This window comes from Pseudarthrobacter sp. 902506025 (genome assembly GCF_040702325.1).
Taxonomy (GTDB): Bacteria; Actinomycetota; Actinomycetes; order Actinomycetales; family Micrococcaceae; genus Arthrobacter.
In genome coordinates this window covers 92,458-107,804 of record NZ_JBFBKW010000003.1, presented here as the reverse complement: position 1 = coordinate 107,804, position 15,347 = coordinate 92,458, and the positions used below count along the sequence as shown (strand labels likewise).

The 15,347-nt window shown below is 63.1% G+C and carries 15 protein-coding genes; 11 read left to right on the top strand and 4 right to left on the bottom strand.

Going from position 1 to position 15,347, the window contains the following annotated elements:
• Positions 1-2: 2 nt before the first annotated feature.
• The 3 genes from AB0280_RS07745 to rfbB are packed head-to-tail and all read right to left on the bottom strand — an operon-like array spanning position 3 to position 3,157.
• The gene (locus AB0280_RS07745; protein ID WP_159631580.1) at positions 3-728 is read right to left on the bottom strand and encodes a glycosyltransferase family 2 protein; all 726 of its coding nucleotides are present in this window, start codon (positions 726-728) and stop codon (positions 3-5) included.
• Entirely contained in the window at positions 725-2,155 is a 1,431-nt protein-coding gene (locus tag AB0280_RS07740; RefSeq protein WP_366366746.1) for a bifunctional dTDP-4-dehydrorhamnose 3,5-epimerase family protein/NAD(P)-dependent oxidoreductase, read from the bottom strand. The genes AB0280_RS07745 and AB0280_RS07740 overlap by 4 nt, the downstream gene beginning before the upstream one ends.
• Positions 2,156-2,158: 3 nt before the next feature.
• Complete coding sequence (rfbB, locus tag AB0280_RS07735; protein ID WP_159631582.1) at positions 2,159-3,157, bottom strand: dTDP-glucose 4,6-dehydratase; 999 nt, start codon at positions 3,155-3,157, stop codon at positions 2,159-2,161.
• 55 nt (positions 3,158-3,212) lie between these two features.
• Between rfbB and rfbA the strand changes: the two genes are divergently transcribed.
• Entirely contained in the window at positions 3,213-4,082 is an 870-nt protein-coding gene (gene rfbA, locus AB0280_RS07730) for a glucose-1-phosphate thymidylyltransferase RfbA (RefSeq protein WP_159631583.1), read from the top strand.
• 66 nt (positions 4,083-4,148) lie between these two features.
• Here rfbA and AB0280_RS07725 read toward each other — a convergent pair whose 3' ends face one another.
• Positions 4,149-6,659, bottom strand: a complete 2,511-nt coding sequence (locus tag AB0280_RS07725; protein ID WP_308209012.1) for a GH25 family lysozyme — start codon at positions 6,657-6,659, stop codon at positions 4,149-4,151.
• Positions 6,660-7,394: 735 nt separating this feature from the next.
• Here AB0280_RS07725 and AB0280_RS07720 point away from each other — a divergent pair.
• From AB0280_RS07720 to ftsX, 10 genes are all read left to right on the top strand, one after another.
• The gene (locus AB0280_RS07720; protein ID WP_366366745.1) at positions 7,395-8,618 is read left to right on the top strand and encodes a CpaF family protein; all 1,224 of its coding nucleotides are present in this window, start codon (positions 7,395-7,397) and stop codon (positions 8,616-8,618) included.
• Positions 8,615-9,472: a type II secretion system F family protein gene (locus tag AB0280_RS07715; protein ID WP_366366743.1), complete on the top strand. Its 858-nt coding sequence runs from the start codon at positions 8,615-8,617 to the stop codon at positions 9,470-9,472. Before AB0280_RS07720 ends, AB0280_RS07715 begins: the two co-directional genes overlap by 4 nt.
• Entirely contained in the window at positions 9,469-10,410 is a 942-nt protein-coding gene (locus AB0280_RS07710) for a type II secretion system F family protein (RefSeq protein ID WP_224026504.1), read from the top strand. Before AB0280_RS07715 ends, AB0280_RS07710 begins: the two co-directional genes overlap by 4 nt.
• A gap of 76 nt (positions 10,411-10,486) precedes the next feature.
• A complete protein-coding gene (locus AB0280_RS07705) occupies positions 10,487-10,783 on the top strand; it encodes a hypothetical protein (RefSeq protein ID WP_159631588.1) in 297 nt (98 codons plus the stop codon).
• A 3-nt stretch (positions 10,784-10,786) separates the two neighbouring features.
• Positions 10,787-11,203, top strand: a complete 417-nt coding sequence (locus AB0280_RS07700) for a TadE family protein (protein ID WP_366366742.1) — start codon at positions 10,787-10,789, stop codon at positions 11,201-11,203.
• Positions 11,204-11,258: 55 nt separating this feature from the next.
• Positions 11,259-11,828, top strand: coding sequence for a hypothetical protein (locus AB0280_RS07695; RefSeq protein WP_374114913.1), 570 nt, complete (start codon positions 11,259-11,261; stop codon positions 11,826-11,828).
• Positions 11,825-12,271 carry a pilus assembly protein TadG-related protein gene (locus AB0280_RS07690; protein ID WP_159631591.1) on the top strand — a complete coding sequence of 149 codons (447 nt, stop codon included), beginning with the start codon at positions 11,825-11,827 and terminating at the stop codon, positions 12,269-12,271. Before AB0280_RS07695 ends, AB0280_RS07690 begins: the two co-directional genes overlap by 4 nt.
• Positions 12,272-12,325: 54 nt before the next feature.
• The gene (prfB, locus tag AB0280_RS07685; RefSeq protein ID WP_159631592.1) at positions 12,326-13,441 is read left to right on the top strand and encodes a peptide chain release factor 2; all 1,116 of its coding nucleotides are present in this window, start codon (positions 12,326-12,328) and stop codon (positions 13,439-13,441) included.
• Between the two features lie 196 nt (positions 13,442-13,637).
• A complete protein-coding gene (gene ftsE, locus AB0280_RS07680; RefSeq protein WP_159631593.1) occupies positions 13,638-14,426 on the top strand; it encodes a cell division ATP-binding protein FtsE in 789 nt (262 codons plus the stop codon).
• Positions 14,423-15,337, top strand: a complete 915-nt coding sequence (ftsX, locus tag AB0280_RS07675; RefSeq protein ID WP_224026502.1) for a permease-like cell division protein FtsX — start codon at positions 14,423-14,425, stop codon at positions 15,335-15,337. Before ftsE ends, ftsX begins: the two co-directional genes overlap by 4 nt.
• The last annotated feature ends 10 nt before the right edge of the window (positions 15,338-15,347 follow it).

Genomic DNA, 15,347 nt, shown 5'->3' with positions numbered 1-15,347 from the left:
TCCTAGTTGGTGGAAGGTGTGGATTTCTTGCGCGTCAGCGCGAACAAGAGCGCCATCCCTGAGCGGCCGAGGTAGATCGCGGCCTTTATCGGGTCATGGCTGGGGGTGCCTCCCTGACGCTCCCTCATAGAAACGCCAACCTGGCGGACAGTGCAGCCTGAACGGATCGCCACGACCAATGAATCAATCGTGTCGCCCAGGTACTCGGCGGGGTAATGGTCCAGGTATTGGCGGATGGCTTTGGTGTTCGCTGCGCGGAAACCGGAGGTCACGTCGGTGAGCTTTGTCCGTGCAAGCCGGGAAATTGTCCACGCCAGGACGTTCATTGCCCACTTTCGGGGGCCGCGGACGGTGTAGTTCCCCGCCTCGGCGAAGCGGGCACCAATGGCGATATCGGCGTCGCGCAATCCGTCAAGGACTGCCTTGATGTCCCGGGGGTCATGCTGGCCATCGGCGTCCACCTGGATGACTTGCCGGTAGCCGTGCATCTGGGCATATTTGAAGCCGGTCCGCATCGCGCCGCCGACGCCCATGTTGAACGGCAATTGCACGACGGTGGCGCCGGCCGCGCGTGCCACCCGGGCGGTGTTGTCACGGGAGCCGTCGTCCACCACCAGCACATCGCATGGGGGTCCAAACTCAAGGACTTCCGCAATGGTGTTGCCGATTGCTTCCGACTCGTTCCAGGCCGGCATGATGACGAGGGTGTCGTGGCGTGCTTCGGTCATGCTGGGAATCCGCTCGTGGTCGAATTAACGTACTCGGTCAGGCGCAGCCCTGCCGGCGGTGCCTCGAAGCCTGCTGCCTTGATCTTGGAGAGGTCCAGGACACTGTTGAGCGGCCGGGGGGCGGCATCCTTCCCCTCGAAGTATTCCTTGGTGCTCACGCCCGTCACGGCGGCCCTGCTTTTGCCGGACAATTCGTACACGTCCGCGGCGATGTCCGCCCACGACTGCGGGTCGCCGTCGTTGCTCAGGTTGTAGGTGCCGTAGGGAGCGCCGGTGTCCAGCAAATGCCGGATACCTGCCGCGATGTCATCAGTGAAACTGAGGCGGCCGTACTGGTCGTTCACCACGGAAGGTTCCACTCCGCGCGAAGCGAGCGAGGCCATGGTACGGACAAAGTTGTTGCCTTCACCAATGACCCAACTCGTGCGGACGATGTAGTGCCGGGGGACCACGCTGACGACAGCGTCGCCTGCTGCTTTGGTCTGACCGTAGACACCAAGCGGTGTGAGCGCTTCAGTTTCCGCATGGACTTCCTTGGCCCCGTCGAACACGTAGTCGGAGGAGACGTGCACCAGGGTGAGGTCATGCTCAACGGCAATTCGCGCAAGCTGCGTCAACGCGGTCACGTTGGTGGCCCAGGCGGCTGCGCGCCCCTCCGAAGTCTCCGCCGCGTCAACGGCCGTGTAGGCCGCCGCATTTATAACGGTGGAGTAGTTCTTCCAGTTGCGGTCTTTGAACGCGTCCGGACTGCCGAGGTCGAACTCACTGCGCGATGCGAACTCAACGGAAGTGTCGCCGTCGTACTTTTTCCGCAGTGCCTTACCCAGCTGGCCGTTGGCGCCGATGACCAGGGTCTTCTTCGGTGGCATGGGCACGACGTCCGCGAGGCGGGGGTGCGCCTTGTCCTTGTCGGACAGTTCGGCTTCGGAGAGCGGGATGGGCCATTCGATGGCCACGGTTTCGTCCGCCAGGTTCAGGAAGGTGTACTGGCCCTGGGCGTCGGCGGACCAGTGGTCATTCACGAGGTAGGTGTAAGCCGTCGTGTCTTCAAGGGTCTGGAAAGCATTGCCGACGCCCCGCGGAATGAAAATCGCCTGGCTGGGGTCGAGTTCGGCGGTGAAGACGGCACCAAAGGTAGGCCCTTGGCGCAGATCCACCCATGCTCCAAAGATCCGTCCCGTGGCGACCGAGATGAACTTGTCCCAGGGCTCTGCGTGGATCCCCCTGGTAGTACCCGCCTTCTCGTTGAAGGAGATGTTGTTCTGGACGGGCCGGAAGTCCGGCAGGCCGAGAGCAACCAGTTTTTCCCGTTGCCAGTTTTCCTTGAACCAGCCGCGGTTGTCGCCGTGGACAGGAAGGTCGTAGAGAACGACGCCGGGAATGGGCGTTTCGTGGACGGCGAGCTTTTTGGAGAACTCGATGGACATGCCCTACTGGCCCTGTTCCTTGTACTTGGCCTCGGTGGCGGCCTTCTGTGGGCGCCACCAGTCCTCGTTGTCCCGGTACCAGGCGATAGTGTCCTCGATGCCGGTATCAAAGTTGGAGAACCGGGGTTCCCAGCCGAGCTCGGTCCGCAGCTTTGTGGAATCGATCGCGTAGCGCAGGTCGTGGCCGGCCCGGTCGATGACGTGGTCATAGGCGTCCGGCGCCTGGCCCATGTGCTTCAGGATCAGCTCAACAACGTCCTTGTTGTTCTTCTCACCATCGGCACCAATCAGGTAGGTCTCGCCGATGCGCCCCTTGGCAATGATGGCCAGGACGGCGGAGGAGTGGTCGTTCGCGTGGATCCAGTCGCGGACATTTTCCCCCTTGCCGTAGAGCTTGGGCCGGATGCCGTCAATCACGTTGGTGATCTGCCGCGGGATGAACTTTTCCACGTGCTGGTACGGACCGTAGTTGTTGGAGCAGTTGCTGATGGTTGCCTGGAGGCCAAATGAGCGGACCCAGGCGCGGACCAGAAGGTCGGATCCGGCCTTCGTGGAGGAGTACGGGCTGGACGGGTTATAGGGGGTCTGTTCCGTGAAGCGTTCGGGATCATCGAGCTCGAGATCGCCGTAGACCTCGTCAGTGGAAATGTGGTGGAAGCGCTTGTTGTGCTTCCGCGCTGCTTCGATGAGGGTGTAGGTCCCGATGATGTTGGTGTCAAGGAAGGGCCGGGGATCGTGCAGGGAGTTGTCGTTGTGCGATTCTGCTGCGTAGTGGACCACTACATCTGCTTCGGCAACGAGCCCGTCCACGAGTGCGGGGTCGGCAATGTCACCTTGAACGAATGAGAAGCGGTCGGCTGGGAGGCCCTGCAGCGACGCCAGGTTGCCGGCGTAGGTCAACTTGTCCAGAACAGTGACATGGTCTTCGGTGTTCTCAATAACGTAGTGGACAAAGTTCGAGCCAATGAAGCCGGCACCGCCGGTAACAAGAAGTCGCTGCATAATTCCCAAGACTACCGGATTTGCCGCTGCACTTAGCTAAAGGAAAGATGGGTGCATGCGCGGAATAATACTCGCCGGCGGTACCGGCTCGAGGCTCCACCCCATCACCTTGGGCGTCAGTAAGCAGTTGGTCCCGGTCTACGACAAGCCCATGATCTACTACCCGCTCTCCACCTTGATCCTCGCGGGCATCCGGGACATCCTCATTATCACCACCCCCCACGACGCCGAGCAGTTCGAGCGGCTCCTGGGGGACGGGTCCCGGTTTGGTGTCTCCATCACCTACAAGCAGCAGCCGTCTCCCGACGGCCTAGCTCAGGCGTTTGTGCTCGGTGCCGAGCACATTGGTGATGACAGCGTGGCCCTTGTCCTGGGCGACAACATCTTCTACGGGCACGGCATGGGCACGCAGCTGCGGCGCTTCGAAAACATTGACGGTGGTGCAGTGTTCGGTTACTGGGTGGCCGATCCGAAGGCCTACGGCGTTGTGGAGTTCGACGAGAACGGCAAGGCGGTCTCGCTGGAAGAGAAGCCTGCGGAACCCAAGAGCCACTATGCGGTGCCCGGGCTCTATTTCTACGATAACGACGTCGTGGATATTGCAAAGAACCTTAAGCCGTCCGCCCGGGGAGAGCTTGAAATCACTGACGTCAACCGCACTTACCTGGAGCGCGGCAAGCTGCAGGTCGAGATTCTTCCGCGGGGGACCGCATGGCTGGACACGGGAACTTTCAATGACCTGAACGACGCCTCGAACTTTGTCCGGACCACTGAGAACCGGCAGGGGCTCAAGATCGGGGCACCCGAGGAAATTGCCTGGCGTCTGGGATTCCTCACGGATGACGAACTGCGTGAGCGGGCGGAGCCTCTCGTCAAGAGCGGTTACGGCTCCTACCTCATCGAGCTGCTGGAACACGGCCGTTGATCCACAAACGAAACAGCAGGGGCGGGACCGCGAAAGCGGTCCCGCCCCTGCTGTTTGCGGGCCGGGTCAGTTGAGGCGGGTTTTCGCCCCGCCCGTGGAGGTCCAGCTGACAGTGCCTCCCTGGAAGGTCTGGCTGCAGGAAAGCTTGTCGGCGGTACAGGTCTGGCCGTTAGTAGGGAATGCCAGCGCACCGTTTTCGAAGCCCTGCGCCGCCCAGCTCTGCTGGATGGGCCCCGGTATCATCACCTGGGCGCCGCTCGCGGCGGACCACATGATGGTTCCCTTCTCGAAGTTCTGGAAGCAGCCGCCGTTCCGCAGGCCACAGATAGCGCCGCTGGTGGGGTACCCCAGCGATCCGCCCTCAAAGCCTGTGGTGGCCCACTTGTCGCGGATAGGTGCCGATGACATGGTCTGGGCTCCGGTGGCAGGTGAGTACATCACGGTTCCGTTGACGAAGTTCTGGAAGCAGCCGCCGTTCCGCAGACCGCACACCTGTTCGCTCGTTGGGTAGCCAAGGATTCCGTTCTCAAAACCGGAAGCTATCCAGGCGTCCCGGACCGGGCCGAACGACATGGCGTGCGCCGCGCTGGCATTGGACCACATCACTGTCCCGCCCAGGTAGTTCTGGAAGCACCCGGCACCGACCAGCCCGCAAATAACATTCGAGGCGGGGTAGCCAAGGGCGCCGTTTTCGAACCCCTGCTTCTGCCAGAAGTCACGGATGGGTCCGAGCAGGCTGGGCTGCGCGCCTGCTGCGGGGGAGTACATGAGGGCACCCTTGGCGAACATCTGGAAGCATCCGCCGTCCTTGAGGCCGCAGATCTGTGCTGAGGAGGGGTAACCGAGGGCCCCTCCTGAGGCGCCGAGGTTCTTCCACGCCTGGGCCATGGGTCCGGCCGGGACGGTCTGGATCGGTGTGGCCGCGGAGTAGGCGACCGTGCCCTTTTCAAAGGACTGCCAGCATTCGCTCTGAACGGCGCCGCAACTGGCCGGACCCGTCGGGTAGCCCAGCTGGCCGTTTTCGAAGCCCGATTGCGCCCAGTAGTTAAGGATGCGGCCCGTCATCGAGTACGCCCCGGACGTGGGGGAGAACAGGATGCTTCCACCCTGGAACAGCTGGTAGCAGCCGCCGCCACGCAGTCCGCACACTTCCTTGGCCAAGGGGAATCCGATCGGTTCGCCCTTTGCGCGCGCTGCCTTCCAGGTGTCACCGATGCCCATGTAGATGGGCCAGGCTCCAGCTGTGGAGGTCCATCCAATAACTCCGCCGGTGAACAGCTGGGTGCAGTCGGAAGCTGTGCAGGTCGCATCCGTGCTGGGGAAGCCAAGGAGGCCGTTCTCAAACCCGTCTTTTGCCCAGGCATCAAGAATCGGTCCTGATTTGACCAGGTGGGCGCCGCTGGAAGGACTCCACAGCCCCGATCCTGCCTGGAACAGTTGGAAGCATCCGCCCGACCGCAGCCCGCATGTCGCATTGCTCGTCGGGTAGCCCCATGGCCCGTTTTCGTAGCCCTGCGCCGCCCAGGCATCCCGGATCGCGCCAAATGGAACGAAAGCGGCACCTGTGGCAGGGGAAGACATGATGCTGCCGCCCTGGAAGTTCTGGAAACAGCCGTTGTTCTTCAGTCCGCAGATCAAGTCACTGGTCGGATAGCCGGCCGGACTGCGCTCAGCGCCTAGGGCCTGCCACGCGCCGGTGACCGGTCCGGCCGAAACAGCGAAAGCCCCGGAGGCTGAGGACCACATGACGGTCCCGCCCTGGAACCCTTGGTAGCAACCGCCACTGGTTAAACCGCAGGTGATAGCGGTGGTTTGGCTGCCGAGGGAGGGGTGGCTCCCTGCATACGCTGCAATTTGCTGAGTGGCCTGCGACGGGACCTGGATAGTGGGAGCGCTGCTTCCCGCGAACCGCTGGAGTGCTGCGAAGTCGCCGTTCCATACATTTGAGTCGCCGGCAAAGGGACCGGTGCTGCTGTACTGCCAGATGCTGTAGGTGCTCCAGCTTGCCGGCAGCATTCCGGGCGATGACGCCGGTGTCATCGGATAGGCAGCGACCCATAACGGGTAGTCCCCGAATGCGGCGGAGTTGTTGGTGCAGGTTGCCCACCAATCGGTGGTTGAGTAGATCACCGGCAGCCGGCCCGTCAACGCCCGCATGGTGGAGCCGAAGTCCGCAATCCATGCCGTCATTTGGGCGGGCGTCATGTCATAGCAGATGTTGCCGTCGTAAGGGTTGTATTCAATGTCAAGGACCGGGGGCAGTGTGTAGCCGTCCGCGCTCCAGCCCCCTCCGTTGTTGACGAAGAAGCGCGCCTGGTCAGCGCCAGATGTCGATGACGGGTGGGCGAAGTGGTAGGCACCGCGAATCATGCCCACGTTCCGTGCGCCCTGGTATTGGGAGTTGAATAATTCGTTCGTGTAGTAGGTGCCTTCGGACGCCTTTACGTAGGCAAACCGCGCGCCCTTGTTCCACTCGCCTTGCCAGTCCACGCTTGGCTGCCACTTGCTGACGTCCAGTCCAAGGACGCCAAATGTTGGGTTCCAAGTGCCTTCCGTGGACAAAGACTGCGTCGACAAGCCTGAGCCTGCCGCGATTGCCGTATCACGTGCCACCCGCGAGGAACGCTGTCCCATTTGGGCCCCACCGGCAGCGAGCAGCTCCTGCCTGGACAACTTCTTCGTGGTGGAGGGCGCTGCCGGGTTAGTGCCGGTGGGAGACGGCGCAGGGGCGGGAGCTGCAGGTGAAGCGGTCGGGACGGCCGGAGGGGTTGTAGAGGGTGCACCCTGCAAAGCCGGTGCCGGCGAAGGCGCGGTCTGGGATTGCGCCGCGGTGGACGTCGGTGACGGAGCGGGCGTCGGGCTGGAATCAACGGCGAAGGCGACTCCGCTCAGGCCCGGTCCTGTTAAAAGGGAGCAGGCAAGTAGTACGAGCCCAAAAGACTTCAGGACTGGGCGACGGGACTGAGACAGGTTCCGCTTCATGTGTGCTCCGGAGACAATGAGGCGCTCCCCCAAGCGCCTCTTTGGATACTGCTCAGGTGATTTCCCCCAGGAAGGCACCTGATAGTGCTATTTCGATAAATAACGCGCTCACCATAGCACCGGTGTTACCAGCGAAACCAGTGATTCTGGTGTTACTTATGTGAATCCTGTGGTCATCCAGATCCAATCCTGAGGCCTACTGGAGAGAATCTTGAGGTTCCTCGGTTATCCACACAGCCGGAGGATGACTTGTTGCCGCCGGGCAAGCTCCCTAGGCTGTAGCCCAGTCGCACTGCCTCCGCCGGGGGCGGCAGTTGTATGGGGGAACATATGGACGCGCTGGGAATTGTCGAGGACGAAGTCCGCGAGCTCATCCGCCGCCGCGGACTCGACCCGCTCAGGCAGGCAGGCGAGGTCCGGCGGTTGGTTGAAGCAGCCGTCACGGATTATGACGAACGGGCTTTGATGGGGCCACTGCCGCCCCTCGGCCCGCTTGATGCGGCCCGCCGGTTCCTCTTCGACGCCGTCGCCGGTTTCGGTGTACTCCAACCGCTCCTCGATGACCCGTCCATCGAGGAAATCTGGCTCAATGCACCCAACGAAATCTACGTGGCGCGCAATGGTGAGTCTGAACTGACGTCGCTGAGCCTCACGGAACAGCAGGTGCGCGATCTTGTAGAGCGCATGCTCAAAAGCTCCGGCCGAAGACTGGATATGTCATCACCCTTCGTCGATGCGGCACTGCCGGACGGCTCAAGGCTGCACGTGGTGATTCCAGATGTCACCCGCCGTCACTGGGCAGTGAACATTCGCAAGTTTGTGGTGAAGGCCAGCCGCTTGGAACATCTGGTGGAGTTGGGCACGCTGACGCCGCAAGCAGCACGCTTTCTCGGCGCGGCGGTGTCCAGCGGCCTTAACATCCTCGTGTCCGGAGCAACCCAGGCAGGTAAAACCACCATGCTGAACTGCCTGGCCGCGAGCATCGGAAGCCGGGAACGTGTCATCACCGTCGAAGAGATCTTTGAACTGCAATTTCCCCTCCGGGACGTGGTGGGCCTGCAGTGCCGGCAACCGAATCTCGAAGGCGAGGGGGAAATTCCGCTCCGGCGCCTGGTGAAGGAAGCGCTAAGGATGCGTCCGGACAGGCTGGTGGTGGGGGAGGTGCGCGAAGCCGAGAGCCTGGACATGCTCATTGCCCTGAACTCGGGCCTGCCGGGAATGTGTACTGTCCACGCGAACTCGGCACATGATGCAGTCACCAAGATATGCACGCTCCCGCTATTGGCGGGCGAGAACATTTCCAGTGCTTTCGTTGTTCCCATTGTCGCATCCTGCATCGATCTCGTCGTGCACTGCAGCAGGCATCCTGATGGACGGCGGCAAGTCACGCAGATCCTGTCGCTGGGCCGCCGCGTGGAGAACGGCATTATCGAATCATCTCTGGTCTTTGGCCTGGAGAACGGCGCCCTGCACCCCCGCGCCAACGCCATGCCTTCGGCGGAGAAATTCTCGAGGGCCGGGTACGACGTCGCCGCTTTGCTGGATCCGCGATGACGGCCACTCTGGTGGGAGCGGTCGCCGGGGTTGGCCTCTTCCTCATTTGGTGGTCGTGCTGGGAAACGCCGAGCCGCGGTCAGCGCGAGCGTAAGCCAGGCCGCCTGGGCGACCTGCTCGCGGCCGCCGGGGTCGACAAAGTCTCGGCGCGCGGCCTGGTGGGGACGTGCCTTGGGCTGGGGATCTTTGTGGCACTGCTCTTTTACGCGCTTAGCCGCTCCTGGCCTATCGCCGGCTGCTTCGGGCTCTTCGGCGCGTGGCTGCCGATCACCATCCTCCGCTGGCGGGCCAGGAAACGGACGGCAATGCTGCGCCAGCTCTGGCCCGACGTCGTCGATCACCTGCGGTCTGCAATCCGGGCAGGCCTGCCCCTGCCTGAAGCCCTTATCCAGCTCGGGGACAAGGGGCCCGAGGAACTGCGGCCCCTCTTTCGCGAGTTCGGTGCCGACTACCGCGCCGGTGGCCAGTTCGATGGCTCTCTGAACAAGCTGAAACAGCGGCTGGCCGACCCCGTTGCCGACCGCATCATCGAAGCACTCCGGTTGACGCGCGAAGTAGGCGGCTCCGACCTCGGGAAGCTCTTGGGCACACTGGCTGAATTCCTGCGGGAAAACGCACGGACCCGCAGCGAGCTCGAGGCGAGGCAGTCCTGGACCATCAACGCCGCACGGCTCGCCGTCGCTGCGCCGTGGATCGTGATGATCCTCCTCGCGACAAGGCCCGAGGCAATCCAGGCATACAACACGCCCATGGGTGCCGCAGTACTGCTCGGGGGCTTGGTGGTCTCTTTGGTCTGCTACACGATCATGTTGAAGATCGGGGCGCTGCCGCAGGACGAAAGGGTGCTCCGATGATTCTCTCTTCTCCTGCAGCGGTGGCTTGTGGAATCGGCCTCGGCCTGGGGTTGTGGCTCGTGATTTTCCGGTCCCCTCCGATGCGCCCCCTGACACTGTCGGAGCGGATTGAGCCCCAACTGAAGTCGCAGAACCTGGAATCGCGACTCCTTCGCGCCGGCGAGCAGAACCTCACGCCATTCGGCCCCCTTGAACGGATCCTCCGTCCCGTCTTCCGCGACTGGCTCTCCGCACTGGGAAGACTCAACCCCTCGCCAGGGGCCACCTCGCGGCGGCTTGCCCAGGCTGGAATCAACAAGTCACCCATCGACTTCCGAGCCGAGCAGTTGCTGTGGGCCGCAGCCGGTTTCGTTTTTTCGCTCACCGTCATCCTCATTGGTGCCGCAGCGGGCAGGTTCAGCCCTTTCCTCGCGGCCGGGGTGATCATTGGCAGTGCTGCAGCGGGCTTTGTGCTGCGCGATTACTGGCTCGGCGTCCAGGTCCGGCGACGGGAAACCCGGATGATGGCAGAGTTCCCCAGCCTTGCCGAACTAATGGCCCTGGCGGTCGGCGCAGGGGAGAGCGCGACAGGCGCCCTGGACCGCGTCTGCAGAAGTGCGAAAGGCGAACTGTCCAAGGAATTCTCGAAGATCCTCGCGGAGACAAGGGCAGGCAAGCCCCTGGTTCTGGCCTTGCAGGAGTTCTCCGCGCGAACCGACCTTGCACCGCTGGTCAGGTTCGTCGACGGCATCATCGTCGCGGTGGAACGGGGCACACCCCTCGCAGACGTGCTCCGCGCCCAGGCGCAGGACGTACGCGATTCAGCGAAGCGCGACCTCATGGAAGCCGCAGGGAAGAAGGAGATCGCGATGATGGTCCCGCTGGTTTTCGGAGTGCTTCCCCTGACCGTGGTCTTCGCGGTGTTCCCCGGTCTCGCGGCCATCAACCTGGGCTTCTGACGATGAGTACAACCCGAAGCCCGCACTTCAGCAACACCTGCAAGTCCCCTCAACGAAACAGGAATAGGACGCAAAGATGAAAACCATGGGAATCCGCTGGGCGACGCTGCTTCTTTCCCTGGCGGCCTTGCTGCAGCTCCAGATGATCCGGGCTGTTCGCCTGCACCCGCGTCAGGCCGCACAGTACGACGCCGGTTCCGACCACCGCCGGGAGGCGCCGGCAGCCGAAAGCGATCATCCCGAGCGCGGCGACGTACCGGGCTGGGTGATGATTACGTTGATGTCAGCGGTCCTGGTGGCGGCCCTGCTGGCGCTCGCAGGCCCTGCACTTGAGGCCATGTTCAACCAGGCAATGGACAAGGTGGGGAACTGAACCATGAGGGGGGCTGCTCCCCGCACGGCTGAGCAGCCGGCGCTGTCCCGGGCAGGCGAGCGGGGATCGGCCGTGGTGGACTTCGTCCTGGTCGGCGGGCTGCTGACGATGTTCTTCCTGGCGATAGTCCAGCTAACGCTGGTCCTCCACGTCAGGAACACCCTCATCGATGCTGCCGCCTCCGGGGCGCGGTACGGAACCCTCGCTGACCGCAATGCCTCCGACGCCGAAGAACGGACCCGCAGCCTCATAATCCTGGCCCTCAACCCGGGCTTCGCGGAACACATCAGTACCCAGGAAGTGGACGTCCACGGCATGCGCACCCTGGAAGTCACGGTCCGCTCTCCCATGCCTGTCATTGGCCTCATTGGGCCGCGGGACCTGCTGGAGGTGAAGGGGCATGCAGCCGTTCAGCCCTGACCCAGCCACCTGGAAAACAATGCCCGGCTGGAAAACAAAGCCCTGCTCCCAAGGAATGCCCGGCTGCCATCCGGTGCTGGGCTCCAAGGCGCACCTGCGCTTCCGGACCCGCCTGGCAGAGGCACTCTGCCGGGAGCGGTCCGGGGACGCCGGCCCGGGGGACACATCCCAGGAGTCCGCGCCTGCCTGCCGGAAAAGCGGGAACCAGCCGCGCCTGACACATGAACAGGGAAGCGCAGTGGTCGAGTTTACGTTCCTTGCACTCCTGTTGATGGTCCCGCTTGTGTACTTCGTCATCACGGTCGGGCAGATCCAGGGAGGCTCCTTCGCCGTGGTGGGCGCCGCGGACCAGGCAGCGAAGGTCTACGTGGCCCAGCCCGATGCTGTAACCGCCCAGGCTGCAGCCGAGCAGGCGGTGGCACTTGCCCTCTCCGATTTCGGTCACCAGGCGGACCGGGCCAGCATGACCACCGCCTGCAGCCCCGCAGACTGCCAGGCGGCGGGCAGTACGGTAACAGTGACGGTGAGCCTGAGCGTGCCGCTGCCGTTCATCCCCTTTGCCGAGGGGCTGTCCGCCACAGAGGTTCAAGCGTCATCCTCCCAGCTGGTAGGGCGGTACCGATGAAGCGCAGGGAACCGGACGAGAACGGCCAGTTGATGGTCATGATCCTCGGCTATGTGGTCCTGGCGCTCCTGGTGGCCACGGTGGTCATCGGAATATCCGCCGTCTATCTGGAGCACAAGCGCCTGCTGTCCCTGGCGGACGGGGCCTCGCTTGCTGCTGCGGACAGCTACACGCTGGGGGAAGTCTCAACACAGGGCGGCAGCCCCTCGGCAGTCCTCAACCCTTCCCGCGTCCGGAACGTGGCAGCCGACTTCGTTGCCAGGAGCCCTGCCTCGCAACGTTTCTCCAGCCTTACCGTCGCGGGGGCAACGGGTACGCCGGACGGTTCCACCGCCGTCGTGGTCCTCACAGCGGCCGTCCACCCGCCTGTGGTGAATTTCCTGATACCCGACGGCATCCCCATTGAAGCGACGTCAACCGCGCGCTCGCGGTTGACCCGGTAGGACGCAGGCCGCCGAGCCGGCCGGTATTCCCCGATAGCGTAGGCTTAAACCACCATGGCCAATATTGATTTTTCCGCTGAAATCCGCGCGCTCCGCGCCACCTACGAGTCCATCGAACGCGTCACCGACGTGGAGGCGCTCAAGGAAGACATCGCCGAACTCAGCGAGCGGGCGGGGGAACCGAACCTTTGGGACGATCCCGCGGCCGCGCAGAAAGTCACTTCCAGGCTGTCCCACCGCCAGTCTGAACTGGAGCGCCTCACCAACCTGGAGTCCCGGATCGACGACCTCGAGGTCCTGGTGGAACTCGGGCAGGACGAGGACGACGCCGACTCGATGGGGGAGGCCGCTGCCGAACTCGAGTCCATCAAGAAGGCCCTCAAGGACCTGGAAGTGGTCACCCTGCTGTCCGGCGAATACGACGAACGCGAAGCTGTGGTCTCCATCAGGGCCGGTGCGGGCGGCGTGGACGCGGCGGACTTCGCCGAAATGCTCATGCGCATGTACCTCCGCTGGGCTGAGCGGCACGGGTACCCCACCACGGTCATGGATACCTCGTACGCGGAGGAAGCCGGACTGAAATCAGCCACTTTTGAGGTGAAGGCGCCGTATGCGTACGGCACGCTCAGCGTGGAAGCCGGCACCCACCGCCTTGTCAGGATCAGCCCGTTCGACAACCAGGGACGTCGCCAGACGTCGTTTGCAGCCGTTGAAGTCATTCCGCTGATTGAGCAGACAGACTCGATCGAGATCCCGGACAACGAAATCAGGGTGGACGTATTCCGTTCCTCCGGCCCGGGTGGCCAGTCGGTCAACACCACCGACTCCGCCGTCCGCCTCACCCACATTCCCACCGGCACCGTGGTCTCCATGCAGAACGAGAAATCGCAGCTGCAGAACCGCGCAGCTGCCATGCGCGTGCTGCAGTCCCGGCTCCTGCTGCTGAAGAAGGAACAGGAGGACGCGGAAAAGAAGGCGCTGGCCGGCGACGTCAAGGCCTCCTGGGGTGACCAGATGCGCTCCTATGTCCTGAACCCGTACCAAATGGTGAAGGACCTGCGCACCGAACACGAGGTGGGCAATACGTCCGCGGTGTTCGACGGCGAGATTGACGATTTCATCGACGCCGGCATCCGCTGGCGTACTGACAACCGCAACGCTGAAAAGTAGGCGGTCCTCCCGGATCCTCCCGGCTGCCCGTCGGCTGATCCGGCGACACGCCACCGAAAGCCCGCCCAACCGCCGGCCATCCTGCGTATAGTCGAGGGGCCGGGGCCCTACTTTCCCCAAACGAAAACCCGTGCACCGGCTGCAGAACTGGGCTGCATCAGACGGATCAGCCATGCCCTGCAGGGTACTTAGGGCCATGATCCGATTCGAAAATGTCACCAAGGTTTACGACCAGAAAGCCCGACCGGCACTGGATTCCGTCAATCTTGAGATCGACCGCGGCGAATTTGCCTTCCTCGTGGGTGCTTCCGGTTCCGGGAAGTCCACCTTCCTCCGGCTGGTGTTGAAGGAAGACCGCGCCACCTCCGGTGCCGTGTACGTCGCCGGCCAGAATGTCGCCAAGATTTCCAGCTGGCGTGTTCCCCGCCTCCGGCGCGGCATCGGCGTCGTCTTCCAGGACTTCCGGCTCCTGCCGCAGAAGAACGTGTTCGCCAATGTGGCGTTCGCCATGCAGGTCATCGGCAAGAGCCGCAGCGTGATCCGCGACACCGTCCCCGAGGTCCTCAAAACGGTAGGGCTCGAAGGCAAGGAACACCGCATGCCGCACGAGTTGTCCGGCGGCGAGCAGCAGCGCGTTGCCATTGCGCGCGCCGTGGTCAACCGGCCCGGAATCCTCCTCGCGGACGAACCGACAGGAAACCTTGACCCCACCACCTCCATGGGAATCATGGGCGTGCTGGACAAGATCAACCAGAACGGAACCACGGTGGTGATGGCCACCCACGACGACGACATCGTCAACGAGATGCGCAAGCGGGTGGTGGAACTCAAGAACGGCGTGGTGATCCGCGACGAAGCCAGGGCCTTGTACACCTCGATGATCCCCGTCGTCGGGCAGTCCCGGCGCCTGAAGGACGCCAGCGGCCGGGAAGCGCCCGACGCCGGCCTTCCGGGCAACGGTGCCGAAGGCGAGGCCCAGCGGTGAGGCTCGCATTCATTCTTTCCGAGATTGGCAGCGGCCTGCGCCGCAACCTTTCCATGGTGGTCTCAGTCATCCTGGTCACGTTCGTGTCCCTCACATTCGTGGGCGCGGCCGGCATGCTGCAGATGCAGATCAACCAGATGAAGGGCTATTGGTACGACAAGGTCCAGGTGGCGATCTTCCTTTGCAGCGAAGGTTCGACGGCGCCGGGTTGCGCCTCGGGGCCCGTCACCCCTGAGCAGCAACAGGGCTTGAACGCGCTCCTGGAGTCACCGGCCGTGGCGCAGTACATCAATGACTTCCAGTTCGAGTCCAAGGATGAGGCCTACAAGCACTTCAAGGACCAGTTCTCCAACTCGCCCATCGTTGATTCCGTGACGCCGGACCAGTTGCCGGCATCGTTCCGGATCAATATGAAGGACCCGGAGAAGTACCAGATCATCAGCGAGACCTTCTCCTCCCAGCCTGGCGTGGAAACGGTGATTGACCAGCGCCAGCTGCTCGAGCGTCTCTTCTCGGTGATGAACGGGGCTTCCCTGGTGGCAGTGGGCATCGCAGGTGTGATGATCGTCTGCGCGATCCTGCTGATCGCCACCACCATCAGGCTCTCTGCATTCAGCAGGCGCAGGGAAACCGGAATCATGAGGCTTGTCGGTGCATCCAAGACCGTCATCCAGTTGCCGTTCATCCTCGAGGGCGTCATAGCGGCGGTCATCGGTGCAGCCCTGGCCTCGGGCACCCTGTGGGCAGTGGCGCAGTTCTTCCTGGGCGACTACATGTCCCGCCAGTACCCTGACACGGCCTTCATCTCCTCCGGCCAGACCCTGATCCTCGCACCGGCGCTGCTGGTCCTTGGCGGATCCTTGGCAGGAATTTCGTCTCTCTTGACCTTACGCAGATATTTGCGCGTTTAGGCTGTGCACA

Bases quoted from the DNA above. Each gene is read 5' to 3' on its own strand.
- AB0280_RS07705 (WP_159631588.1), top strand. From the start codon at position 10,487: ATGAAAACCATGGGAATCCGCTGGGCGACGCTGCTTCTTTCCCTGGCG.
- AB0280_RS07710 (WP_224026504.1), top strand. From the start codon at position 9,469: ATGATTCTCTCTTCTCCTGCAGCGGTGGCTTGTGGAATCGGCCTCGGC.
- ftsE (WP_159631593.1), top strand. From the start codon at position 13,638: ATGATCCGATTCGAAAATGTCACCAAGGTTTACGACCAGAAAGCCCGA.
- rfbA (WP_159631583.1), top strand. From the start codon at position 3,213: ATGCGCGGAATAATACTCGCCGGCGGTACCGGCTCGAGGCTCCACCCC.
- AB0280_RS07700 (WP_366366742.1), top strand. From the start codon at position 10,787: ATGAGGGGGGCTGCTCCCCGCACGGCTGAGCAGCCGGCGCTGTCCCGG.
- AB0280_RS07715 (WP_366366743.1), top strand. From the start codon at position 8,615: ATGACGGCCACTCTGGTGGGAGCGGTCGCCGGGGTTGGCCTCTTCCTC.
- AB0280_RS07740 (WP_366366746.1), bottom strand. From the start codon at position 2,155: ATGTCCATCGAGTTCTCCAAAAAGCTCGCCGTCCACGAAACGCCCATT.
- prfB (WP_159631592.1), top strand. From the start codon at position 12,326: ATGGCCAATATTGATTTTTCCGCTGAAATCCGCGCGCTCCGCGCCACC.
- AB0280_RS07745 (WP_159631580.1), bottom strand. From the start codon at position 728: ATGACCGAAGCACGCCACGACACCCTCGTCATCATGCCGGCCTGGAAC.
- AB0280_RS07720 (WP_366366745.1), top strand. From the start codon at position 7,395: ATGGACGCGCTGGGAATTGTCGAGGACGAAGTCCGCGAGCTCATCCGC.
- rfbB (WP_159631582.1), bottom strand. From the start codon at position 3,157: ATGCAGCGACTTCTTGTTACCGGCGGTGCCGGCTTCATTGGCTCGAAC.
- AB0280_RS07690 (WP_159631591.1), top strand. From the start codon at position 11,825: ATGAAGCGCAGGGAACCGGACGAGAACGGCCAGTTGATGGTCATGATC.
- AB0280_RS07695 (WP_374114913.1), top strand. From the start codon at position 11,259: ATGCCCGGCTGCCATCCGGTGCTGGGCTCCAAGGCGCACCTGCGCTTC.